This is a genomic window from Arcanobacterium pluranimalium (assembly GCF_016907845.1).
GTDB classification, from domain to species: domain Bacteria; phylum Actinomycetota; class Actinomycetes; order Actinomycetales; family Actinomycetaceae; genus Arcanobacterium_A; species Arcanobacterium_A pluranimalium.
The window spans coordinates 1,845,601-1,870,866 of the sequence record NZ_JAFBCS010000001.1; the positions used below are offsets into that span (position 1 = coordinate 1,845,601).

General features: G+C 50.3%; 15 protein-coding genes and 1 CRISPR repeat array. Of the genes, 4 read left to right on the forward strand and 11 right to left on the reverse strand.

The window, feature by feature from the left end; all coding sequences use genetic code 11:
• The first annotated feature begins 17 nt into the window (after nt 1-17).
• From cas9 to cas2, 3 genes are read left to right on the forward strand one after another with little or no spacing between them, the layout of a single operon-like run.
• Complete coding sequence (cas9, locus tag JOD55_RS07985) at nt 18-3,290, forward strand: type II CRISPR RNA-guided endonuclease Cas9 (RefSeq protein WP_204399482.1); 3,273 nt, start codon at nt 18-20, stop codon at nt 3,288-3,290.
• Nucleotides 3,278-4,219 (forward strand): type II CRISPR-associated endonuclease Cas1, encoded by a 942-nt coding sequence (cas1, locus tag JOD55_RS07990; protein ID WP_204399483.1) that lies wholly within the window; start codon nt 3,278-3,280, stop codon nt 4,217-4,219. The genes cas9 and cas1 overlap by 13 nt, the downstream gene beginning before the upstream one ends.
• Nucleotides 4,206-4,529 (forward strand): CRISPR-associated endonuclease Cas2, encoded by a 324-nt coding sequence (gene cas2, locus JOD55_RS07995; protein WP_338022232.1) that lies wholly within the window; start codon nt 4,206-4,208, stop codon nt 4,527-4,529. Before cas1 ends, cas2 begins: the two co-directional genes overlap by 14 nt.
• 50 nt (nt 4,530-4,579) lie before the next feature.
• Nucleotides 4,580-9,868: a CRISPR direct-repeat array (repeat unit 36 nt; unit sequence CAAGTCTATCAGGGAGTTAGGTAACTGATTCCCAGC).
• Between the two features lie 140 nt (nt 9,869-10,008).
• Here cas2 and JOD55_RS08000 read toward each other — a convergent pair.
• The 8 genes from JOD55_RS08000 to JOD55_RS08030 all read right to left on the reverse strand — a co-directional run bounded on the left by JOD55_RS08000 (nt 10,009) and on the right by JOD55_RS08030 (nt 18,488).
• Entirely contained in the window at nt 10,009-10,323 is a 315-nt protein-coding gene (locus JOD55_RS08000; RefSeq protein WP_204399484.1) for a hypothetical protein, read from the reverse strand.
• 5 nt (nt 10,324-10,328) lie between these two features.
• Nucleotides 10,329-10,886, reverse strand: coding sequence for a type 1 glutamine amidotransferase domain-containing protein (locus tag JOD55_RS08005; RefSeq protein WP_204399485.1), 558 nt, complete (start codon nt 10,884-10,886; stop codon nt 10,329-10,331).
• Between the two features lie 212 nt (nt 10,887-11,098).
• Nucleotides 11,099-12,121, reverse strand: a complete 1,023-nt coding sequence (locus JOD55_RS08010) for a lipase family alpha/beta hydrolase (RefSeq protein WP_204399486.1) — start codon at nt 12,119-12,121, stop codon at nt 11,099-11,101.
• A gap of 266 nt (nt 12,122-12,387) precedes the next feature.
• Nucleotides 12,388-14,517, reverse strand: coding sequence for a beta-glucosidase (locus JOD55_RS08015; RefSeq protein WP_204399487.1), 2,130 nt, complete (start codon nt 14,515-14,517; stop codon nt 12,388-12,390).
• Nucleotides 14,518-14,677: 160 nt separating this feature from the next.
• A complete protein-coding gene (locus JOD55_RS09245; RefSeq protein WP_275587028.1) occupies nt 14,678-14,806 on the reverse strand; it encodes a hypothetical protein in 129 nt (42 codons plus the stop codon).
• Between the two features lie 197 nt (nt 14,807-15,003).
• Entirely contained in the window at nt 15,004-16,032 is a 1,029-nt protein-coding gene (gene ilvC / locus JOD55_RS08020) for a ketol-acid reductoisomerase (protein ID WP_204399488.1), read from the reverse strand.
• A 113-nt stretch (nt 16,033-16,145) separates the two neighbouring features.
• Entirely contained in the window at nt 16,146-16,679 is a 534-nt protein-coding gene (gene ilvN, locus JOD55_RS08025) for an acetolactate synthase small subunit (RefSeq protein WP_204399489.1), read from the reverse strand.
• A gap of 9 nt (nt 16,680-16,688) precedes the next feature.
• On the reverse strand, nt 16,689-18,488 hold the full coding sequence (locus tag JOD55_RS08030; protein WP_420827033.1) for an acetolactate synthase large subunit: 1,800 nt from the start codon (nt 18,486-18,488) through the stop codon (nt 16,689-16,691).
• Between the two features lie 462 nt (nt 18,489-18,950).
• Between JOD55_RS08030 and JOD55_RS08035 the strand changes: the two genes are divergently transcribed.
• On the forward strand, nt 18,951-20,297 hold the full coding sequence (locus JOD55_RS08035) for a threonine/serine exporter family protein (protein WP_338022233.1): 1,347 nt from the start codon (nt 18,951-18,953) through the stop codon (nt 20,295-20,297).
• A 288-nt stretch (nt 20,298-20,585) separates the two neighbouring features.
• Here the strand turns inward: JOD55_RS08035 and JOD55_RS08040 are convergent, their stop codons facing one another.
• The 3 genes from JOD55_RS08040 to JOD55_RS08050 form a co-directional block, all read right to left on the reverse strand.
• Nucleotides 20,586-22,214, reverse strand: coding sequence for an aspartate:alanine exchanger family transporter (locus tag JOD55_RS08040; RefSeq protein ID WP_338022234.1), 1,629 nt, complete (start codon nt 22,212-22,214; stop codon nt 20,586-20,588).
• Between the two features lie 158 nt (nt 22,215-22,372).
• Entirely contained in the window at nt 22,373-24,163 is a 1,791-nt protein-coding gene (gene ilvD, locus JOD55_RS08045; RefSeq protein ID WP_239539197.1) for a dihydroxy-acid dehydratase, read from the reverse strand.
• A gap of 243 nt (nt 24,164-24,406) precedes the next feature.
• Nucleotides 24,407-25,138, reverse strand: coding sequence for a class I SAM-dependent methyltransferase (locus JOD55_RS08050; RefSeq protein ID WP_204399492.1), 732 nt, complete (start codon nt 25,136-25,138; stop codon nt 24,407-24,409).
• Nucleotides 25,139-25,266 lie beyond the last annotated feature (128 nt).

Sequence of the window (25,266 nt, forward strand, 5' to 3'; positions counted from 1 at the left end):
TTGTGAATAATAGTTGTATGAAAAAGATAAACTATAACGTCGGTGTAGACGTTGGCACTAACTCGGTCGGCCTTTGCGCACTTGAAATCGGGGAGGATGGTCTTCCCTCACGAATCCTTAACTCTGTTGTTTACGTACATGACTCAGGTGTAGATCCAGAGCAACGCAAGAAAGCAATCACAAGGCTCGCAACAAGCGGTGTTGCGCGACGTACGCGACGTCTGTATCGGCGTCGTAAGCAGAGACTTCGCGCATTGGACGATTTCCTTACAGCAAAGGGATACCCAATCATAAATCTCGAAGAAATCGCTGACCCTCACGCTCCTTGGCATATTCGCGCCAAACTTGCTCGTGAAGAGCTGCCTGCTGATGAATTCCCTTCAGCGCTTTCTATCGCACTTCGCCATATGGCAAGGCACCGTGGATGGCGCAGCCCGTACGCAAGTGTGAAGTCACTGCATTTGCCCGCTGCGGATTCTGAAGAGTTCAAGAAATTAAAGGAACGACTTACTGAATACAACGGCGTTATGCCTGACGAAGATGCCACTCCAGCCGAAATCATCGCCGATATGATTGCGGACTATACGAAAGTACGTGGCGAGGGCGGCATTCTCGGAGGCAAACTCCGTCAATCTGACAACGCAAATGAACTACGGAAGATTGCCGCAAAACAGGGCATATCAACAGAAGACATCAATGACATCATCGATGTAGTATTCGATGCAAAATCACCAGTGGGTAGTGCAGCGTCTCGCACAGGAAAAGATGAACTACCAGGCCAACATCATCTCCCCCGCGCAGAAAAAGCGCACCCAGCTTTCCAAAAGTATCGCATTGTTTCCGTCGTCGCGAACTTGCGTATTCGTGATGACGACGGCACTTCACGCGCACTCACCAAAGATGAACGTCTTAAAGTAGTGGATTTCCTTATGGAAGCCTCAACTGACGACGCTGTGACCTGGACAGACGTAGCGGGCCTGCTCGGCGTCGTCCGCGATCATTTGGAAGGTACCGCGAAAGAAGGACCCGACGGCGAACGCCCTTACGCGAAACCTCCAGTCAACGTCACAAACCAGAGGATTATTAAAGCAAAGCCTAAAGCTCTCTCGATGTGGTGGAAAGAAGCTTCAGAAGACGAGCGTGCAGCATTAATTGCGTTGATGTCCAACGCAGAAATTCTTGAAGACGACGCAGACGGAGCTCAAGCCGCGCAGGATTTCCTAGCAGGGTTATCCGATAAAGAATTAGAAGAGCTCAGCGGGGTAGATTTACCTGCAGGTCGTGCGGCATACTCCGTAGACTCGTTGACACGCTTGACGAATCGTATGCTTGATGACGGTATAGATCTTCATGAGGCACGCAAGGCTGAATTCGGCGTTGATGATTCGTGGAAGCCATCCGCCGATCCGATCGGTTTGCCAGTGGGCAACCCTGGTGTTGATCGTGTATTGAAGATTGTCAACCGATGGCTGACAAGTGCTATCAAAGAATTCGGCTACCCAAGTGTCGTCAATATTGAGCACATGCGTGACGGCTTTGTATCGGAAAAAATGGCACGCGAATATGAACGTGAAAACGGTAAGAGAGCTGAACGAAACCGTAGCATCGTTGAACAGATTCATGCTGATCAAGGTTCAGGGCGCGTGCGAAATTCTGACATTACCCGATACCTTGCGGTAAAACGCCAACATTGCCAATGTGCATACTGTGGCACCCAAATTTCTATGAGCGACTGCGAAATGGATCATATTGTTCCACGCAAAGGCGTGGGGTCGACCAATACGCGCAACAATCTTGTGGCAGTCTGCATTTCCTGCAACCGATCAAAGGGAAACATTCCATTCCGTGTATGGGCGCAACAAAATCCTAATCCGGAAATTTCGCTCGATAAAGCAATTGATCGAGTTATGCATTGGGATTATGAAGAAGGATTAAGTACTAAGCAGTGGAATAACTTCAAGAAAGACGTTATTGATCGACTCACTCGCACCACCGAAGATCCTGAATTGGATAATCGGTCGATGGAGTCGGTTGCGTGGATGGCGAATGAACTTCGGCACCGTATTGAGTATTTCCTCAAGCAAGAGAATCCTGATTCAAAAGTAGGAGTATATCAAGGAAAGATTACTGCCCAAGCTCGTAAGGCCTCAGGTTTTGAAGATCGTGTTGAGATGATCGGTGGCGGTGGAAAGACCCGCTTGGATCGCCGTCATCATGCAATGGATGCGGCTACCATCGCGTTGATGTCTCCTGGTATATCGAAAACACTTGCTGAGCGCATTAACCTTCGAGATACTGAGCGCATGCTTCGCAAGGCTGAAACATGGAAAGAATATCGCGGGCGTTCGCAAGGCGCTCAGATTAGTTTCGGTGACTGGCTCAATAAGATGGATCGGCTGTCGTTCTTGTTTAATGATGCGCTGGCGACGGATTCTATTCCAGTGATGGAGAATCTACGGCTCGGTCTTGGAAATGGCAAAGCACATGACGACAGAATCCGAGAGCTCACGTACAAGGAAGTCGGATCTGCCTGGAGTATCACTGAGATCGACCGTGCATCTAGTGAGGCGCTGTGGTGTGCGCTAACTCGCTGCGACGATTTTGATGAGAAGACTGGTTTACCGGAAGACGACACCCGGCAAATTCGGGTAAAGAACGAATTCTTTACAGCGAAAGATAAAGTGGGCATTTTCGGAACCAGTGCAGCGGCAATTGCTGTTCGTGGTGGCTATGCAGAAATTGGCAACACTATTCATCATGCGCGTATTTATCGCATCAATGGAAAGAAGCCAGTTTTTGCCATGGTTCGTGTGTTCATGTGCGATTTGATTTCGCATCGCGGTGAAGATCTCTTCAATGTGGAGCTCAAGCCACAAAGTATCTCAATGCGTGCGGCTGAACCGAAGATTCGAAAAGCACTCGTGGACGGCACAGCTGAATATCTCGGTTGGCTTGTGGCTGGCGATGAGATGGTTATTGATATTAGCAATCCGAAACTTATTTCAGGACAGATAAAGGAAATGCTGGATGATTTCCCAGGTCAGAACAGGTTTAGGGTGGCTGGGTTTATGGACCCGAAGCGCATCAGATTACGCCCATCGATTCTCTCGTCTGAAGGGCTGAAAGATGAACATTCGGATAGTTCGCATAAGATCATACATGCGGGAGGATGGTTACCATCTGTCAATGTCATTTTCCAATACGGGAATCCTAAGATCATTAGGAGAAGTGCGCTTGGTGTTCCACGAACGCATTCGAAACATGGTCTACCAGAATCATGGCACGCCTAAATGCTGAGCAATGGAGGGTCCTCGATTTCTCTGGCTTTCAAGGGAAAGTTTCAGCGGATCGAGGCGCCCTCCGTGTGACGCCTGACGGCGGCGAGTCCGTGAAAGTCCCCACTGCGGATGTCGGGATTGTCTTTATCGGTGTTAATACTAGGTTTTCTGCTGGCTCACTTCATCGGTTATTTGGAGACGATGTTTCGGTCATTTTCTGTGACTGGAAAGGCGTACCGATTGGCGGCGCATATGCGTGGAGCGAGCACAGCAGGGTTGGCGCTAGGCAAATTGCGCAGATGGAAAGTTCACTCCCACGCCGCAAATCTGCTTGGACGAGCGTAGTCAAAGCTAAGATTCTTGGGCAAGCTAATGTTTTGGAGTACTGCAGGAGACCAAACGCCGGTTTACTTCGTAAACTTGCAAAGGATCTGCGATCAGGTGATACATCGAATAACGAAGGCCAAGCAGCACGGATCTATTGGAACTCACTGTGGGGTGACGAAGGATTCCGCCGGCAGCCTGGCATTAGAGATGAAGTGTATACGCCTAATGCATTGCTGGATTATGGATACACAGTTTTGCGCGGTCATGCAATGAGAGCCGTGCTTTCGGCCGGACTCACGCCAGCACTAGGAATGTTTCATCGTGGAAGATCGAATAATTTTAACCTTGCCGATGATCTGATAGAGCCATTCCGCCCGGCAATCGACGCATGCGTAGCGTCCACGTTATGTAATGAGTCAATTGATTCTCATGACGCACGCAAAGAACTGGTCCAAGTTGCAGGTGATTGCTTCGGTGAAACCGGCAATTCAATCCCGTCCGAATTAGTGAATCTTGCCCAACATTACGGGCAATACTTGGAAGGCGATATTAATAAACTTATAGTTAACGTGTGGAATCCCACACTTGCACTAGGAATTTATGATGGCGAGTGAACCAATGTGGTGCGTTGTCATGTTTGACCTTCCGACCAAAACAGCGCAAGACAAACGCGAGTACTCACGTTTTAGAAATTCCCTGCTAGACATAGGTTTCTCCAGGATTCAATACAGCGTGTATGCTCACTATTCCCCCACCGGACTCATTGGCACTCGACTTGTAAAAGCAATCAAAGCAAACCTACCCATTGGTGGCGAAGTGCGTATCTATCACTTGACGGATAAACAGTGGGCAAAAGCTATTCGTTTTTCCAATCATCATGAAGAACTACCCGATCCAGAGCCCGAACAATTGATGATTTTTTAATCAAAACGGCGTCAGAAAGTGGCTTTCTGACGCCGTTTTCTAACTCTCCTCAAGTCTATCAGGGAGTTAGGTAACTGATTCCCAGCACTGCTGCTATTGGTGAGCTGGATAAGCCAAGTCTATCAGGGAGTTAGGTAACTGATTCCCAGCCGAGCTTCATTGATATTTTGGTTAGCGTCAAGTCTATCAGGGAGTTAGGTAACTGATTCCCAGCCTAGCTCGCGCGGGGAATCAAGAACAGACAAGTCTATCAGGGAGTTAGGTAACTGATTCCCAGCATCACTATCTTTTTGAGTATCCTCAACCCAAGTCTATCAGGGAGTTAGGTAACTGATTCCCAGCATAAGAGTAGGAGTCAGACTTGCAGCGGCAAGTCTATCAGGGAGTTAGGTAACTGATTCCCAGCAAACTTGCAGCTTGGCGAAAAAGGCTTGCAAGTCTATCAGGGAGTTAGGTAACTGATTCCCAGCTAGATCCGGAACACCCTGCAGGAACTCCCAAGTCTATCAGGGAGTTAGGTAACTGATTCCCAGCGTTTCTTTGAAGCCTACAGCGGCTTCGACAAGTCTATCAGGGAGTTAGGTAACTGATTCCCAGCCACGTTCTCCGCGACGCTATTGATTTCTCAAGTCTATCAGGGAGTTAGGTAACTGATTCCCAGCCCCTTACCTAAGCATAGGATATGTAGGTCAAGTCTATCAGGGAGTTAGGTAACTGATTCCCAGCTTCATTGTCAATGTTTGTCTTGGAATCGCAAGTCTATCAGGGAGTTAGGTAACTGATTCCCAGCTCACCACAGATATCGCGTACACTAAACACAAGTCTATCAGGGAGTTAGGTAACTGATTCCCAGCCCTCGTGTGATTCTTATCGATAAGGACGCAAGTCTATCAGGGAGTTAGGTAACTGATTCCCAGCATGGTCGAGCTAGCTGTCACGTGTCTTCCAAGTCTATCAGGGAGTTAGGTAACTGATTCCCAGCCGGCCGTGGTTTACGCCAAATTCTGGTACAAGTCTATCAGGGAGTTAGGTAACTGATTCCCAGCTAATAGTCTGCCGACCTCTGCCATTGCTCAAGTCTATCAGGGAGTTAGGTAACTGATTCCCAGCCGCTGAGCATTCTAAAGCTCTCGATGATCAAGTCTATCAGGGAGTTAGGTAACTGATTCCCAGCTGGACTTTTAAGCACAAAGCGCCAAAAACAAGTCTATCAGGGAGTTAGGTAACTGATTCCCAGCATTATCTTCCTGCATGGCTGGTGGAGCTCAAGTCTATCAGGGAGTTAGGTAACTGATTCCCAGCCCCGCCACGACGGTGCGAGCACGCCATACAAGTCTATCAGGGAGTTAGGTAACTGATTCCCAGCACCAAAGGCGACGGCTGCTGTTCCCGCCCAAGTCTATCAGGGAGTTAGGTAACTGATTCCCAGCGCTGTTTGTCGCGGTGGCCGCGGCCTGGCAAGTCTATCAGGGAGTTAGGTAACTGATTCCCAGCCTCCTGAACCGCTCTGATATCCTTGGTACAAGTCTATCAGGGAGTTAGGTAACTGATTCCCAGCCGCAGCGACTGATTGGCGTATCCGGCTACAAGTCTATCAGGGAGTTAGGTAACTGATTCCCAGCCTGATTGACGACGACGCTCCAATGTGCTCAAGTCTATCAGGGAGTTAGGTAACTGATTCCCAGCAGTATCACGCGTAGGTGACGAAACAGCACAAGTCTATCAGGGAGTTAGGTAACTGATTCCCAGCACGTAATCCTGCTCTACCGGTAGATTCGCAAGTCTATCAGGGAGTTAGGTAACTGATTCCCAGCCCCACCAACATGAATGCTGGTGGGTTTTCAAGTCTATCAGGGAGTTAGGTAACTGATTCCCAGCAATCAACACTCGTACACACCAAAGTGACCAAGTCTATCAGGGAGTTAGGTAACTGATTCCCAGCTACTGGTAAGAAAGTGCATGCGGCAATTCAAGTCTATCAGGGAGTTAGGTAACTGATTCCCAGCTGGCTTAAATACGGGTATGCCATGAACGCAAGTCTATCAGGGAGTTAGGTAACTGATTCCCAGCGGTCTGGAAGCTGCCAGAAGCGGCAGATCAAGTCTATCAGGGAGTTAGGTAACTGATTCCCAGCTGACCTCACTGCTAAAGCTTTGAAAGGCCAAGTCTATCAGGGAGTTAGGTAACTGATTCCCAGCCGCAAACGGCTCTCTCACACTCGCCGCCCAAGTCTATCAGGGAGTTAGGTAACTGATTCCCAGCTAAAGTCTATCCATATCTATGTGGTGTACAAGTCTATCAGGGAGTTAGGTAACTGATTCCCAGCCAATTTTAAAGACCGTGCGTCCGCCCCACAAGTCTATCAGGGAGTTAGGTAACTGATTCCCAGCGCTCGCGCTAGCAATGTTTTTCGGCGGCCAAGTCTATCAGGGAGTTAGGTAACTGATTCCCAGCACATCATCAAGAACTCGTCGAGCTCATCCAAGTCTATCAGGGAGTTAGGTAACTGATTCCCAGCTGCCGAAAAGATGGGGGTCTAAAACGTTCAAGTCTATCAGGGAGTTAGGTAACTGATTCCCAGCGTTGTGTCGGATTGGTGAAGTACTCGATCAAGTCTATCAGGGAGTTAGGTAACTGATTCCCAGCCTTCGCGGTGACTTTCGCGCCGCTGTTCTCAAGTCTATCAGGGAGTTAGGTAACTGATTCCCAGCGTTATTCGAGACCTTGGAAGGGAAACGTCAAGTCTATCAGGGAGTTAGGTAACTGATTCCCAGCAGTTTCGATAACTTAAGCTCACTATTTGCAAGTCTATCAGGGAGTTAGGTAACTGATTCCCAGCATGATCTGCTGCGATCCTCACACCGGTTCAAGTCTATCAGGGAGTTAGGTAACTGATTCCCAGCCTCATGGACTCACTCGCGCGTGGATTCCCAAGTCTATCAGGGAGTTAGGTAACTGATTCCCAGCCGCTCGAAGAGCGGCAGCAAGCACACCGCAAGTCTATCAGGGAGTTAGGTAACTGATTCCCAGCTACGTAGCGTTGCGTGGTGGCCGGCGAGCAAGTCTATCAGGGAGTTAGGTAACTGATTCCCAGCCATAACCGCTGAGGCTGCCGCTGAATGGCAAGTCTATCAGGGAGTTAGGTAACTGATTCCCAGCTTCCATTTTGTCTCCTATCGGAAGTCAGCAAGTCTATCAGGGAGTTAGGTAACTGATTCCCAGCAAAGCCGTTTATAGGTATCAAGCGTTCCTCAAGTCTATCAGGGAGTTAGGTAACTGATTCCCAGCCTGCGCGATGCGGCCATGCAGGCTGGAGCAAGTCTATCAGGGAGTTAGGTAACTGATTCCCAGCGGAGTGAAAGGGGCTTTTGCCAAGATTCCAAGTCTATCAGGGAGTTAGGTAACTGATTCCCAGCAGGATTGGAGGCATCGCATGAACTCGCCACAAGTCTATCAGGGAGTTAGGTAACTGATTCCCAGCACGCCGTTTGCCATCGGTGCCGTATCCGCAAGTCTATCAGGGAGTTAGGTAACTGATTCCCAGCCCAGTACGGCTCGGAGGTCGAATCACACCAAGTCTATCAGGGAGTTAGGTAACTGATTCCCAGCCAGCGTGTTCGCGGAGGCGGTGACGCGGCAAGTCTATCAGGGAGTTAGGTAACTGATTCCCAGCGGTTACAAATTGGTTGGCATACGTGCAACAAGTCTATCAGGGAGTTAGGTAACTGATTCCCAGCTATCCGATTTTCGTGTATCGGCTTGATCCAAGTCTATCAGGGAGTTAGGTAACTGATTCCCAGCCTTACCTAAATGTTCAGAAAATTGCTCTCAAGTCTATCAGGGAGTTAGGTAACTGATTCCCAGCCTGTTTTTCAACGCTAGGAAAAAGAAGCCAAGTCTATCAGGGAGTTAGGTAACTGATTCCCAGCGTATGTTGGCCGTAAATTAAAGCTGGTTCAAGTCTATCAGGGAGTTAGGTAACTGATTCCCAGCCAAGATCGAGACCAAGACCGGACACTCACAAGTCTATCAGGGAGTTAGGTAACTGATTCCCAGCCTACGTTTGTACGCGCACACAGCTAAGACAAGTCTATCAGGGAGTTAGGTAACTGATTCCCAGCCTACGTTTGTACGCGCACACAGCTAAGACAAGTCTATCAGGGAGTTAGGTAACTGATTCCCAGCAGATAAGCTTAATCGTGCTTCTAAGACACAAGTCTATCAGGGAGTTAGGTAACTGATTCCCAGCTGGCGCGCTTGATACTGCTGAATATGCCCAAGTCTATCAGGGAGTTAGGTAACTGATTCCCAGCGTATTCTCCATGTCGAATCAGCTGGATTCAAGTCTATCAGGGAGTTAGGTAACTGATTCCCAGCGCATTCTTGCGCTGAGCATCAGTACCTTCAAGTCTATCAGGGAGTTAGGTAACTGATTCCCAGCTCACAGCAGAAAGCTCTGCAGGGCATTCCAAGTCTATCAGGGAGTTAGGTAACTGATTCCCAGCCCTGCTCTCCGGGCGCTCGGCCGTGTACCAAGTCTATCAGGGAGTTAGGTAACTGATTCCCAGCATCTAAATCGTCACCGCAAATAATTGGCCAAGTCTATCAGGGAGTTAGGTAACTGATTCCCAGCAAGCAATCTCAGCAGTGTACGTCACATGCAAGTCTATCAGGGAGTTAGGTAACTGATTCCCAGCTGCAGCAGCTCGAGATCGGCAAGCTCGTCAAGTCTATCAGGGAGTTAGGTAACTGATTCCCAGCGCGCGGCTGCGTGAGGTAGTTAATCTTGCCAAGTCTATCAGGGAGTTAGGTAACTGATTCCCAGCGCTTCGAAAGTTATTGAGGTTGTTCGTGCAAGTCTATCAGGGAGTTAGGTAACTGATTCCCAGCTTCGACGGATTCTGCAACTTTTGCAGCACAAGTCTATCAGGGAGTTAGGTAACTGATTCCCAGCATCCGCTCCGATTACCCTTTTGCCGTTTCAAGTCTATCAGGGAGTTAGGTAACTGATTCCCAGCATCCGCTCCGATTACCCTTTTGCCGTTTCAAGTCTATCAGGGAGTTAGGTAACTGATTCCCAGCCAGATCTGGGCCAGGAACCTGCGAGGGGCAAGTCTATCAGGGAGTTAGGTAACTGATTCCCAGCCATCAGACTTAGAACAGTCAAGAAACATCAAGTCTATCAGGGAGTTAGGTAACTGATTCCCAGCCACTAAAGCTGATTTTGTCGAGTCTTTACAAGTCTATCAGGGAGTTAGGTAACTGATTCCCAGCAATGGCAAAACATCGGTCTTAAAAAACCGCAAGTCTATCAGGGAGTTAGGTAACTGATTCCCAGCTTTCTCAAACCCGGGATTTTTCACCATTAAAGCCTATCAGGAAGTCAAGCAACCAATTACCCGGCTACCCAACCACTCGACACCACCAAAACAGCCAGAATTCCCCGTTCGTTCAGCCCCTTACTTCTACCCCATCTCACTCATTCACTGAGCAAATACCGAATATACGTCTCCAAAGAACCATCGGCAATTGCTGCATCAACCTCATCTTGCACAGCCGGATTCTCAATCTGGAATAAGTACGTCAAGTCAGATTCTTCGCCACCGCGAGACGCGAGCACTGCTTCGCCGTCTTCCGTGCCTTGATGCCCGATCACCGGCTCCCACCCGCAAGCGCGCACCGCCTCAAAAATGGTCTCCAGACGTCGCTCGTAACTGGCCGTAAATCTCTCACCTTCCCAGCTCCAAGCCGCCTTTTCGCCGTCTGGCTCTCTCGGAAATTCCTTTTCGTTCACGTCACTCACTCCTCTTGAGCTGCAGCTTCCTCAAACACAGCAATAATGCCACGATTGAAAGCTTCGATATCGCGCGGGCTGCGTGAACTCAACAGATTTCCGTCGCGATGAAACTCCGAGTCCACCCAATACGCACCAGCGTTAATTAAATCGGTGCGAATACGTGTAGTGGACGTGAGCGTGCGCCCAGCTAGAGTCCCCGTCTCGATAAGAATCCAAGCTCCATGGCAGATAGGCGCCACTGGCTTGCCCTCGTCCATAAACGCTTTCACAAATGCCTGCGCTTTTTCGTTGGTGCGAATTTTGTCAGAATTCAGCGTTCCACCTGGCAACACAAGCCCCAAATAGTCGCGCGGATCAGCCTCGTCAAGCGTGAGATCTACCGGAAATTCGATGCCACGATCCCAGTCGCCAACCAAGCCGATAATCGTGCCTGCTTCTTCAGAGACCAAAACTGGAACGCCGCCCGCTTCTTCAACGGCTTTCCAAGGCTCGGTGAGCTCGTCCTGCTCAAAGCCACGCTTAGCTAAAAACGCGATCTTGCGACCTTTCAATCCGGGCATTTTCTCCCCTTCCTCCAGCTAACGGCACAAACGCCGCATCGACGACGCCGTTAACGAATACACGTTCTTTCTTGTCACTCTAGTGATTGCCACGCCACGGCGAAGTCATTTTTTCTCGCTGCGAACACAGCCCGACGACGCCGGTGGGGGCGGCATGTTGATGCCGCCCCCACCGGTTCAAATTAACCCAAACCTAAATCGGTTATTGTGCACTATTTGAGATCATCTGCGGTGAGATAGTTGGGAATCCATGCGCAGTTGATCGGTTTAGCTGCCGCTGGGTTGAGTGCATTGAGACTCAACTGTAGAGCGACCTCGTCATATGGCATATTCGGATGACCGTGCAGATCGAGTGGGCACACATCTTGAACATTCATATTGGTGACGTTTGGTGCTGCCGGCAGATAAGAGCGTGTATGCGGTGTAATCATCGTGTCAAACACTGTTGAAATCACCGTGTATTTCACGTCCGGATAAGTCATCTGACCAGCGTTGAGTTCAGTCATAAACTTTGACCCAATCAGCTGCTGTAGCAATGCCTGCGAATTGTGTTCGTTGAGCATCTTGGTTTCAATATTCGGGAACCACTCCAACAGCTGCAAAATAAGTGCATCCATACCCATCATGGTTGTGCCGGTATTAGACGGTACAAGCCCGATGAGCTTGTCCACCTTCTTATCGCCTCCATACCACTTGATGTAAGCGCGTGGAAGTGCGCCACCACCTTGAGAATGTCCGATAATATCGATCTTCTCAGATCCAGTAGAAGCTAATACACGATCAATGAATCCCGCCATGAAAGCAGCACTTTGTTTAATATCGCCCATAAACGAGGCCACGTCATTTTGCGGGTTCGTTGAAGGATTGTAGTTGAAAGTGTAGACGCAATATCCTGCCTGCTTCAGACGCGGTGAGAAAAATGCCCAAGCCGTGTATGCGTCATTTCCCGTTCCTGGGATCAACAAAACCGGGTTGGTACCTGGAGTTGGCTTACACGTGAAATCGTTGGCACCCAGCGGATTGAGACCCGGCGTCTGCTTCGAAATCATTTGTGCACCAACAAAGGTGTGACGGTCAGGACCATAACCATTAGCTGGTACGCCACCTGGGCTGGTGAGTGCCTCAACTCCCCCTGGATTCGCTGGCGTTGGTTCTGCGGCATAAGCAGCAGTTCCAACAGTGAAGCTCAAGGCTAGAGCTGAAACGGCGGCGCAAATTTTTGCATGAAACTTCATCGTTTTCTCCTTGTCACTCGAAATTGCTGTGGCTTCGAGCACTTTCAGTCTAATTGAGATTACCTAGGTCGCATAGTCACAGTTTGGTAAATATCGAACATCGCCCACATACTGCACTTATTCACATTGCCATATGTCCGACATGCGAGATGCGAGCGGATTTTGAATGGCTTTTCAGTCAAGACGTCGGGGTGTTAGCAGAGCACAGCACACAGCTACTCCTACCAACACCCCAACAGTCAACTAAGATCACCTTCTCAAACTTCCTACTTAACTAGGTAGTCCAGCTGCGCCTTGACATCGTCAACCGAATCGGCAACATAAACCTTGTAGGTTCCTTTGAGCACGCCATACGAATGTGTATCCACATCCCACACGCTCAATTCTTCTGCCCCTACCTTCACGGTCACAGTCTTACTTTCACCAGGTGCGAGCATGACCTTGTCGAACCCAACAAGTTCTTTAGGCGGAGTTGGCACACTCGCCGTCCCCGGCTTACCAACGTAGAACTGTGGAGTCACTGCCCCAGCCCGCGAACCGGTGTTAGTGACTTTTACACTCACGTCAAAGGAATCAGATTGTGTGCCTTCAACCTTGGAAAGTACCGCATCACTATAGGCGAAATTCGTGTAGGAAAGCCCCGAGCCAAAACTGAACGCCGGCTTCACATTGCGCTGATCAAACCAGCGATAGCCCATGAACACGCCCTCGGTGTACTTCATATTGAACCCAGCATTCGCCCCTGGATATTGTTCCGACGTTTCGAGCGCTTTCTGCCCAGCAGCAGGGAACGTCAATGGCAAACGCCCCGACGGATTCACTTCACCAAACAGCAAGCTCGCCGTCGCTTCACCACCGGCTTGCCCTGGGTACCAAACGTTGAGCACTGCCCGCACATCATCAACCCACGGCATCAGGACTGGGCCACCTACCTGCATTACTACCACGGTGTTCTTATTATTCGCAGCCGCAAGCTTCACCGCATTGTTCTCATGCGGCATGAAGTCCAAATTCAAGCGATCAAGCAGCTCAGAGGACTGCTGCGAGGGAACCACAATCACCACATCAGCATTCTTTGCCCCGACCGCGATCCCAACCGGATTCCACTCAGAAACCCAAGAGACGTCGCTTCCCGGCAAGCGCTTCTTAATCGCGTCAAGTGTAGATACCGACTGCAAGGCTTCCGTATTAGACGAGCCACCTCCACTCATCTGCGTTTTGGCCGACTCACCCACAACAAGAACACGCTTTACGTCCTGCTTAAGTGGCAACACGCCGTCGTTCTTCATAAGAATGGAACCCTCTTGCGCAACTTTCAGGGCGACGGCGTCTCCCCGGTTCGCGGGAATCTCCTTCATCTCGCGAGCGCGGTCACCACGCGTCGCATCCCACTCGTGGTCAAAAAGGCCGAAACGGAACATCTGCACAAGCGTTTCTTTCACTCGTAAGCGGACGTCGTCCCAGCTCATTTCACCATTATTGATTGCGTTGCGAATTTGGGATGGACTCGTCCAAAACGACCATGGAAGCTCAATATTGAGCCCATCCCGGATATCTGTTGGCGACCACGCCGCAGGGTAATCGGTGAGCACTAGCCCGCCAAACCCATGCACACCACGCAGATCTTTCTTCAAAGTGGATTCAGAACCACACGCGGTATCCCCATTAACCTTGTTATATGCACACATCACAGCTGCTGGCTGCGCATTGTGAATAGCGATTCGGAAAGGCTTTTCGTAAATTTCATGCAGCGTGCGCTCGTCAATATCCATACTGGCCAATGTGCGGTTCAAATCCTGGTTATTGGCCACGTAATGCTTGAGCGTAGACATAACCCCTACACCCTGCATGCCCTGCACATTTGCACTCGCTATACGTCCCGCGAGCAATGGATCCTCGCCAAAATATTCGAATACGCGCCCACCCAATGGGTTGCGCGCCAAATTAAATCCCGGTCCAAACAAAAGATCTTGCCCACGATCTTTTGCATCAGCACCAATTGCCTGCCCATAGTCATGTGCAGCATTCACATCCCACGTAGAGGCTTGGGCAATCGGCGCAGGCATTTGCGTAGCAGGTTCACCATTGCGCAAACCAGATGGTCCATCAGACATCACAAAAGCCGGAACTTTCAGTTCAGGAATTGGCGGAATATAGCCGATAAAACGCGGCCCACCTTGCGGCGCCTGCCCGCCGGTGAGCATGCCTTGCCCATGCAACATATGAATGAGCTGATCCTCATTCATCGTATCAACAAGCAACTCGGCTCGACTCTCGGGCGTCTTTGTGGCGTCTAGCCACGGCATATCCTGCTGAGCCGAGGCAACGGCAGGAACCGCGAGAACCGATACAGCTCCCACAGCCGCCGAAATTTTCACAAGTAGTCGATTCTTCATAGATTCGCTCCTCACTTGAATCAGGATCATCGTTGATACCTAAAACCGTACGGTACATATATATCGGATATGTGACTCAAGTCAAAGTCGAATCGTGGGCATTTTGCCCAAATTGAAACGTTTTCGCAGGCTAGAGGAAAACAGAAAATATCAAATCAGCTTATTGCAAAACCAAAGCGATAGCTGCCGCCGCACCTGAACTCAGCATCGCAAAAATCACCACAAGCGCAACAACCTTGCGGGCGGCACTTGGCTTTCTTGGCTTCCATTCATCTTTAGGCGACGTCATCTCTCACTCTTTCTCACTAATCTGTAAAGCGTTCACGTTCTCGCCAAGGCTCAAACGCTTGGACTTCCATGCGCAACGGTCTTGACTCTAACACGGAGCATGGGTGAGAAACCACAGCGTCTATCTAGAAAAACACTGCAATTTCTCACCCATCGTCAAACCCTCAACACTCGCGCGTGAAGCGCGAGAATCTCGAGCTAGTTCCGCGCTGCTGATCCATCTGTATAATCGGCGTCCTTGGACTCCCAAGCAAACATTTTGCGAAGCTCAACACCAACTTTTTCAATCGGGTGCTCCTGCCCGCGCGTACGCAGCTCGTTAAACTCAGGCGCACCGGCGTCTTGATCATCAATGAAACGCTGCGCAAATGCACCCGACTGAATATCGGCCAGCACCTGCTTCATATTCTCCTTCACCTCAGGCGTGATAACCCGCGGCCCGGAAACGTAATCACCGAACTCGGCTGTATCAGAAATCGACCACCGCTGCTTTGCCAATCCGCCCTCATTGATGAGGTCAACAATGAGTTTCAGCTCGTGCAGAACTTCAAAATACGCAATCTCGGGCTGGTAGCCTGCCTCGGTCAGCGTCTCAAAGCCATATTGAATGAGCTGCGAAACGCCACCACACAAAACTGCCTGCTCACCAAAAAGATCCGTCTCCGTTTCCTCGGTGAACGTCGTCTTAATCGCACCTGCCCGTGTGCCACCGATCGCTTTGGCGTACGAAAGCGCCAATTCCCACGCCTGACCAGAAGCATCTTGCTCAACTGCCACGATATCCGGAACGCCACGTCCTTCTTCAAATTGGCGACGCACGGTGTGACCCGGCCCTTTAGGTGCAACCATGCACACGTCATGGCTCGCGTCCGGTTTGATGTAACCAAAGCGAATATTAAATCCATGAGCGAAGAAAAGTGCCGCATCAGATTTGAGGTTCGGTTCGATGTCTTCGCGATAGAGACGGCGCTGATGCTGGTCAGGCGCAAGCACCATGACGACGTCAGCCTGGGAAACGGCGTCGGCTACCGTTGCAACTTCCAAACCTTGTTCTTGCGCTTTAGCGATCGACGCCGATCCCTCACGCAGTCCCACAACCACACTTACGCCTGAATCACGCAGGTTTAACGCGTGAGCGTGTCCTTGTGAACCGTAGCCAATGACTGCAACTTTTTTTGATTGAATTAACGAAAGATCTGCGTCTGCATCGTAGAATATTTCTGCCATTTTTTCTCCCTTGTGGGTTTGTTTTTGATAAATTGGGTCGTTTCGTTGATATGTTCGTAATGAGTTAATACGTGCTTAAGAAATTGATGTGTTTGAAATAGAATTTCAGCTGCTTATTCGATTGATCGCGAGATCTGTAGTTCGCTAATCACCTGCTCAGAAATGGAGCGAGCACCACGCCCAATCGCCACCGTACCAGTTTGCACAATTTCTTTCACACCATAAGGACTAAGCGCTGTGAGCAGTGCATTAACCTTGGCTTCAGAACCAGTTGCTTCCACAGTGAGTGCTTGTGGCACCACGTCCACAACCCGACCACGGAACATCTCCACGATTTGCAACACATTCGTTCGGTTCGAGTCATCAGCACCTACTTTCACCAAGATAAGACGCCGTTCAACTGCGGTTTCGTTGTGCAATTCTTCAATATGAATTACGTTAACGAGCTTGTTGAGCTGCTTTTGAATCTGTTCCAAAGGATGCTCATCGGCTACCACCACCAAAGTAATTCGCGATAGCGAGGGATCTTCGGTTGGGCCTACTGCCAGCGAATGAATATTGAACGCCCGCCGGGCAAATAGCCCAGCTACGCGAGCAAGCACACCTGGCTTATTCTCAACTAACACTGATAGCGTATGGTTACTCATTGTCTTGCCTCACTCATCCAGTCCGCTAAAGTCCGGACGCACGTCACGCGCGTATTGAATCTCGTCGTTTGACAGTCCCGCAGGCACCATCGGCCATATCATGGCATCAGGCGAGACTACGAATTCCACCACAACTGGGCGATCATTGATCGCCATGGCTGCCTTGATTGCATCATCAACATCCTCAGCGCGCTCCACACGAATTGCCGCACAATCATAGGCATCAGCCAGCTTGCTAAAATCAGGAATTCGCCGCGAACCGTGGCCAGTATTCAATTCGGTATGCGAATATCTTTGCTGGTAAAACAAGTTTTGCCACTGTCGTACCATCCCCAAAGATGAATTGTTGATCAGAGCAATTTTGATCGGAATATCGTTAATCCGGCATGTTGCCAGCTCTTGATTCGTCATTTGGAACGAGCCGTCACCATCGATGCACCACACGGTTGTATCAGGCATGCCAACTTGCGCGCCCATCGCCGCAGGCACGCCAAAGCCCATTGTGCCGGCTCCGCACGAAGTAATGAGCTGCCGAGGGAATTCAAAATCTATGTACTGTTGTGCCCACATCTGGTGCTGCCCAACCCCTGTTGTGAATATCGCCTGCGGAGCGAGCTTGCCCAAGCGTTCAATCACATATTGCGGACTCATCAAACCATCCGACGTCTCTTGATAGCCCACCGGATAAGTCTCTTTCAACGAGTTGAGGAACGTCCACCAGGATCGAACATCGGGTTGCCCGAACTGTTCGCGCGCCGCCAATACAGCGGTATTCAACTTCTCAAGAGTGCAGCTCAAATCACCTAAAAGCGCAATATCAGCCACTCTGTTTTTCGAAATTTCCGCTGGGTCGATGTCTGCGTGAATCACTTTCGCGTGTGGGGCAAAGGATTCGAGGTGCCCGGTAACACGGTCGTCGAATCGGGCGCCGAGCACGATCAACAAATCAGCTTTTTGCATGGCGACGACGGCGGGCACAGTTCCGTGCATACCAGGCATTCCCAAGCAGTGCGGATCGCTATCAGGAAATGCACCACGCGCGTTGAGCGTCGTCACAACTGGAAAATCAGTTTTGGCAACAAGCTCTTTGAGCAGTGCAGCCCCACCCGAGCGCACCATTCCCCCACCGACGTAAAACACTGGGCGACGTGCTGCGCACATAGCCTCCGCGGCGTCGTCTATCGCCTGCTGTTTCGGAACGGACACCGGATGGTAACCGGGCAAGCTAACGGGAGGTGGCCACACGAAATCGCACACCTGGTTTTGAGCTGACTTCGTAATATCCACCAGCACTGGACCTGGACGCCCCGACTGTGCCAAATAGAAAGCTTCAGCAATCCGCTGAGGAATTTCTTTCGCATCAGTAATAAGGAAGGAATGTTTCGTGATCGGAAGCGAAGCTCCAACAATATCCGCTTCTTGGAAAGCGTCCGTACCGATCGCGCTAGCTCCCACTTGCCCGGTGATCACAACGATCGGAACTGAATCCAAGTTGGCATCTAGCAATGCGGTGACGACGTTCGTGGCGCCTGGTCCCGACGTCGCGAAACACACTCCAACTTTTCCTGTAGCGACGGCGTAGCCTTCAGCGGCGTGACCAGCACCTTGTTCATGCCGCACCAAGATGTGACGCAACTTGCGCGAATCAAATAGTGGGTCATAAGTGGGTAAAATTGAGCCACCTGGCAGCCCGAATACGTCTTGGACGCCCAACTCTTCAAGCGAGCGCACAATGGAGCGCGCTCCGGTCGACTCTTCGCGAATCGGCGTTCGTGCCATAGCATCGCGCATTGACTCAGGAAATTCCATCAGCGCCTGTGGCTGATCGGGCGTCTGCGTCATTTCGCATCCCTAACCTTTGCTAGATGTAGATTTTTTGGCCGCTCGGCCTTGCGTGGGTAAGAAAAACCCCTCGAGAGTTTCGAGGGGAGCGCACCAGCCGCATTCAGCTCACCTGCTGGTGCGCTGAATAATAAGCGACTGTTGTTTGTTCATGTTTTCATACTATGCAACTGAGCAAGTGGCACAAAATCCATTCCGACTTATCTCATTATGTGGTAAATTATCTCAAATTACGCTGAAGCAGCCGCGCGTTACGCCGAGACGACCAAAGCGTTGGCAATAACACAGCACTGTTAAGCTTCACATTCGCCACAAAACGGAAATATTTTCCAAGGTAAAACGGCTGTGTTTCGAACAACACAGTTAAACTGACCTCCTTTAGGTCATTAATCCTTTTGATCTCATAACTGAGGAACTAGAGTTCCAACCGTGAATAAAGACGATCAGAATGAATACACAGCATCAGTAGCGGCACACAGCCGCCTTGCTCACCAAACCCATGTGGTTTTGCGACTTGGGCAATATATGCTCGCCGTGGGAGCTTCTGCTTACCGCGTGCAAGACGGAATGCAAAGACTCGCGCGCGCTGTGGGCATTGAAAAACTCCACGTTCAAGTAAATTACACCTCTATCACTGCCACAGCCTGGGCGAACGGAACTTTCCGTTCAGAGGTTGTTGAACAGCGTAATCATGGCGTGAACGCAGATAAAATTGATCGTTTCAACGCCTACATTCAAGGTCTTCCACCATCGGGTCTCATGGTTGAAGATGCAGAAGCGGAGATCGAAAAGATCCATTCAAGCAAATTGCTCTACACGAATGTGATCTCGGCTCTCGCCTCCGGCTTTGCTTGTGCAGGGTTCACATTCTTGAACCTTGGTGGAATTGTAGAATGTCTGAGTGTATTCTTCGCCGCTATGATCGGCCAGTACTCAAGAAAGAAGCTCCTCGCTAAGCACTACAACCATTTCTTCGTCTGGATGGTTTGTGGGTTCGTGGCATCAGGCGTCTACACCGGGATCGTCGTACTACTTCACGCCGCTAATCTTATTGATTCTCATCAGGCGGGCATGGTATGTGCCGTACTCTTCCTCGTTCCAGGATTCCCACTCGTAACCTCGATCCTCGACTTGATTCGCCAAGATTTTAGCGCAGGTATTTCCCGCGGCGCTTACGTCGTCATGCTCTTGATTTCGACGGCGACGGCGGTGTGGGCCTTTTCTGAAATCGCCGACTGGGGAATTATGGACGTTCACGCCGGATATTCGCTCTCGTTCGCTTGGTTGCTGGTTGGCCGCGCAATTGCAACCTTTATTGCTGCCTATGGCTTTGCAATGTTGTTTAACGCGCCACCGTTGGCTTGCCTATTAGCTGCGTGCAATGGCGCTTTCATCAACGTTGCTCGACTCACCGTTAAAGACCTTGGGATGAACCCTATCGCTGCTGTGGGTCTTGCTGCGCTCATTGCCGGATTGATTGCGCATGTGATATCACGCAAGTCGCACTACTCCCGAGTAACGCTCTCGGTACCAGCCGTAGTTGTGATGATTCCAGGTGTTCCTCTCTATCGAGCGATGTCGGCAATGACGAACGGTCAAGATATTTCAAATGCGCTTGATTCAATGCTCACGCTGCTGTTTATCATCACAAGTATCGGATTCGGTCTTGCCACAGCGCGCATCCTCACCGACCGGAATTGGCGTATCGAAAAGATCCCTACAGTTCCAACGCTCGGGTATCTGGACAGCACAAACATAAACAACTTCACTGCCTAAGCTAGCTCAAGATCTTAATTAACAGATCTCGAAACTGTCATTGCTGAAAAGCTGAAACATTAAGAAGCTCAGCAGCTGAGAGATTGAGCAGTTGACAGAAGAGGAGGTAGCCGCGGCTACCTCCTCTTCCCTATTCAGTTGGACTTACCAGTTTCTGATTTTTACCAGTTTCTGACCTTTTCCAATTTCGGTCTTACATTTGGCCTATGCCCCAGTTTTCCACTGAGCATATCTTGAGCTTTGCGGTAAACTTGCCACTGCGTTTACCGTTATACCAGCTCTGCAAGACTATAGTGCGCCCAAAATATGCGCCAGCAAGATCTTGACGATCATGGCAACGGGGTATGCAAGAGCGTACCCAACTGCCACGCGCGGATCGGCTGCAGTTCTGGCATTTGCAAAACCCAATACTGCAGGTTGAGTTTGCGTACCACCCATGAATCCAGAGAGTTGGGTTCCGCCCATCTTAAAAATACCTCGCTGCACGAGATGCAAACCGATACCAACCGTCGTCGTAATAACAACGCCAAGAATGAGGATCTTCCACCAATCGCCACCGGTAAAAGCGTTTCCAATCTGCGGTCCGGCATTTGTACCTGCTCTGGCGAGGAACATCAGCAAGCCAATTTCAGCGATAACCTGGTTCGTTGAGAAAGGTAGTGCCGTCACAAGCTTGCCAATTCTGCCAAAGTAACCCATCAAAAGTGCGATGATCAAAATGCCGGCAGCGTATCCAATGGCAAAGTGTCCACCACCTGGGATAGGAATCTCGATTTCGCCAATGAAATAGCCCAACGCCAATCCCAATCCCAGCGCAACTGGGTTGATATCAGAAAGGCCGCGTGCAGAGTCGCCAAACCACTTAGAAATTTCTTTGAGTTTGTAGGTTGGACCAACCACGCGAATGCGGTCACCCAGTTCTACTTGCAGATTTGGGATTGCTAAGAAATCCGTATCTCCACGGCGCACACGCGAAATCTTCGCGCCCCATTTTTCTTCCAGCATTGCGTCCAGTTCAGCCACAGTGCGCCCAGCCAAGGAATGATTGGAGACGATAATACGCCGGAAATCGAGCATTCGCCGATCAGAACGCAGTGAGTGACTCGACTCGTGACCCAAATACTCCACTGCCACATTCACCGCATCGAGGCTTCCAACTACCGTGAGCAGGTCGTCTTTATGGATAACGTCGTCTTCAGCAGGAATCCAAATTTTTCCGGTCTCGCCTTGGCGCATACGCGAAATCTCAATAGTCCCATTCATATGGGCAATCACAGTCTTGATCGTCGGAAGATCTTCACGCTCGACGCGCACGTTCATATGCGTTACTTTTGCAGGTGCGTCAGTGTCATATTTTCCAGAACGCAAAGCTAAACCAGCTGCAAGAATCATGCCAAGCACGCCAAATAGGTATGCTACAGCGTATCCAACAGTTGCCAACGCTTCATTACCAGAAGCTTCACCAGCAGCCGCGAGCGCAGGTGTATTGGTGATACCACCGGCGAATGTACCAGCGATCAGAGCTGCATCCATATCAAAGACGAAACGTCCAACAAAATACGCGGTTGTTGCCGCAAAAGACAACACCGCAACCATGCCAAGGATTGGTCCTGTTGCGCGCTTTAATGCCGCAAAAAAGTTCTTTCCTGAGCTATTTCCAATTGCGAAAGCGAAGAGTGCGAGCCCAATAACTCCCACATCCGCTCCGATAATCATTCCGCCATGACCAGGCGAGGATTTAGCTGCAACACCAGCAGAAACGCCCCATGCGGAAATAGCAATCGCAAGAAATAGTACTGCGGCAGCTCCCAAACTGACGCCTTTGACCTTAATCTCACCGAGGAACATGCCAACCCCAACAAGGAGGAAAGTAAAAAGCACATGATGATCGGCAAGATACTGCAAAAGTATTGTCACAATAGCCCCTTCGCTACTTCGACCCAACATTTTGTGGACGATTCAATTATCTACGGCCAATTTTGTATTTTATAGGGCAACAGTCCCTGAGTAACACAAGGAACTAGAAATCTATCGCGCATAAATTTCTAGTCCTAGCTGCCCAATTATCATTTTAATCAACCTTGAATAACTCTCACTGCCCCTTTATCTGCGCTGGTAGCCATAGCTGCGTAGGCTTCGAGTGCCTTTGATACTACTCGATCCCGCTTCCCTTTCCAAGGAGTCGCCCCTTGTGCAATACGACGACGTTCCAGCTCGTCGTCGTCCACGTCAAGTACCAAACGACGCCGGGGAATATCGATCACGATGGCGTCGCCGTCGTGAACCAAACCAATCAAACCTCCTGCTGCAGCCTCGGGAGAAATATGTCCGATGCTCAAACCTGATGTTCCGCCCGAGAATCGCCCATCAGTGATCAGCGCACAGCTCTTGCCGAGTCCCAAGCCTTTCAAGAACGACGTCGGATAGAGCATCTCTTGCATTCCTGGCCCGCCTCGCGGTCCTTCATACCGAATCACTACCACGTCACCTGGCTGAACTTTCTTGCTCAGAATCAGATCAATGGCCTGCTCTTGAGAATCGACCACCCGCGCCGGGCCAGTAAAATTAAACAGTTCTTCATCAATTCCCGCAGTTTTGATAACTGCGCCGTCTTGCGCCAAATTTCCATACAGCACACACAGGCCACCATCAGCAGTGTATGCATTCTCTACACTGCGAATACACCCTTTTTCCGCATCATTATCGAGCGATGCCCATCGATTATCTTGCGAAAAAGGTTGGGTTGTGCGCACACCGCCCGGCGCGACTGAGAAAAGTTCTAAAGCCTCAGGGCGCGGATCAGCAGATCGAATATCCCACTGGGTGAGCCACGAATCTAAATCAGGAGAATGAACCGAATGCACCTCAGTGTTGAGAAGATCTGCTCGCCTCAATTCCCCTAGCAGAGCTGGAATACCACCAGCACGGTGAAAATCTTCCATATGGTAGCGCGTCGAATTAGGCGCTACTTTCGCCAAACACGGCACTTTCCGTGAAAGACCGTCAATATCAGCGAGCGTAAAATCGATCTGCCCTTCTTGAGCCGCAGCCAGGGTGTGCAAAATCGTGTTCGTTGATCCTCCCATCGCAATATCCATTGCCATCGCGTTCAAAAATGCAGCTCGAGTGGCAATATTGCGTGGGAGCACGGAGTCGTCGTCATTCGTATAATAACGTTCGCACAGCTCAACGATGCGGTGCCCAGCCTCTATAAACAGCTCCTTACGCCTGCGTGCAGTGGCTAACGTTGATCCATTACCAGGCAGCGAAAGCCCCAATGCTTCAGTTAAACAGTTCATCGAATTAGCTGTGAACATTCCAGAGCAAGAACCGCAGGTCGGGCAAGCATTGTGCTCAATTTGAGCGAGCTCATCGTCAGATATGGAGTCATCGGCGGATTTCGCAATGGCATCAACTAAGTCGAGCTTATGCTCGACCACCCCTGCCACCGATTTTCCTGCCTCCATTGGCCCACCGGACACGAAAATAACGGGAATGTTGAGCCGCAGCGCAGCCATAAGCATTCCGGGCGTGATCTTATCGCAGTTCGAAATACACACTAACGCATCTGCACAGTGCGCATTGACCATATACTCCACTGAATCAGCTATCAACTCGCGCGATGGCAAAGAGTAGAGCATACCGCCGTGGCCCATGGCAATGCCATCGTCGACCGCGATCGTATTGAATTCTTTGCCGATTCCGCCAGCTTCTTCAATAGCCTTGATAACCAGCTGACCCATGTCTTTCAAATGCACATGACCAGGCACGAATTGAGTGAAAGAGTTTGCTACCGCAATGATTGGCTTGCCAAAATCTTCGGTTCGCATGCCTGTTGCGCGCCACAGTGCTCGCGCACCCGCCATATTTCGCCCCGAAGTGGACGTTTTTGAACGCAATTGCGGCATTTTCTCTCCTTCGCTCAACTGTTTCCACTATCCTAAAGCACCTGCGAAGAAAAGTTCGGGCGACGTTCATTCTTTGAGCAGTCCCTTTGCTTTAAGCAGACTCTCTCGCTCCGAGCAGCCCCTACGCCCTGAACAGCCCGTGCACAGTTCTCGCCGCGTTTACCGATGCACCACCCGCCCAATAATTCACCGCCATGAACCTCAGCGACGTTGCGCCGTCCATACATAGGTGTGATACGGCAAGACAACTGGTGTATCGTCGTCGTACCCTAAATGCTCACGCAAATACCAGGCGAGGTTCGAACGCATCTTGCGACGATTTTCCTCCGTCGACCGAATCCACGATGCGCGCGTGGTGCCAAGTTCAAAAACCTGTTCGACCGTCAAATGATCTTCCCAAGCACACGAGAAAAACTGTGGCGTTGTAAAAGCCGCGCTCAGCTCAGGCGGACGATCAAAACGATGCACGTCTCCTGAGCGCATAATCCGAGTCAGCCGATGTACCCACGGGATCGACACGTCAAGTTGATTATTGATAATCGCGATCCTCCCAGTTGGAGTGAGGATTCGCAAGGCTTCACGCTGGGCGAGGCCAGCATCGAGCCAGTGCCAGCATTGTCCATAGGTGAGCAGATCAAACGACGACGCCGGCAGGCCGGTATCCTCAGCGCTCGCCTCGCGTAGTCGTTCTGTTGGGAAATCACCGAGCGCAGTTGTGAATGCCGCACGCATATCAGGTGCTGGTTCAATCGCCCAGACCTGCGCACCACTACTACATAATGTCTGCGTCAGTTTTCCCGTCCCGGCGCCGATGTCAGCTACTTTCATGGTGGAATCCAGCGCCAGCACATCAAGAATCTGCTGCGGGTATGATGGCCGCACATCTACATAGGTATGTGCTGGCCCATTGAGCTGAGCGTAAGGGTTGAGCATACGCTATTCATGCCACAAATGCGCTACAAAATCCAATTCACGGTACGAAAAGTGTGTTCTATCCTAATAACTTGCTTCGATAAAATCTGCTTCGATAGGGTATTGAGAGGGCGCGTCGGGAAGTCTGG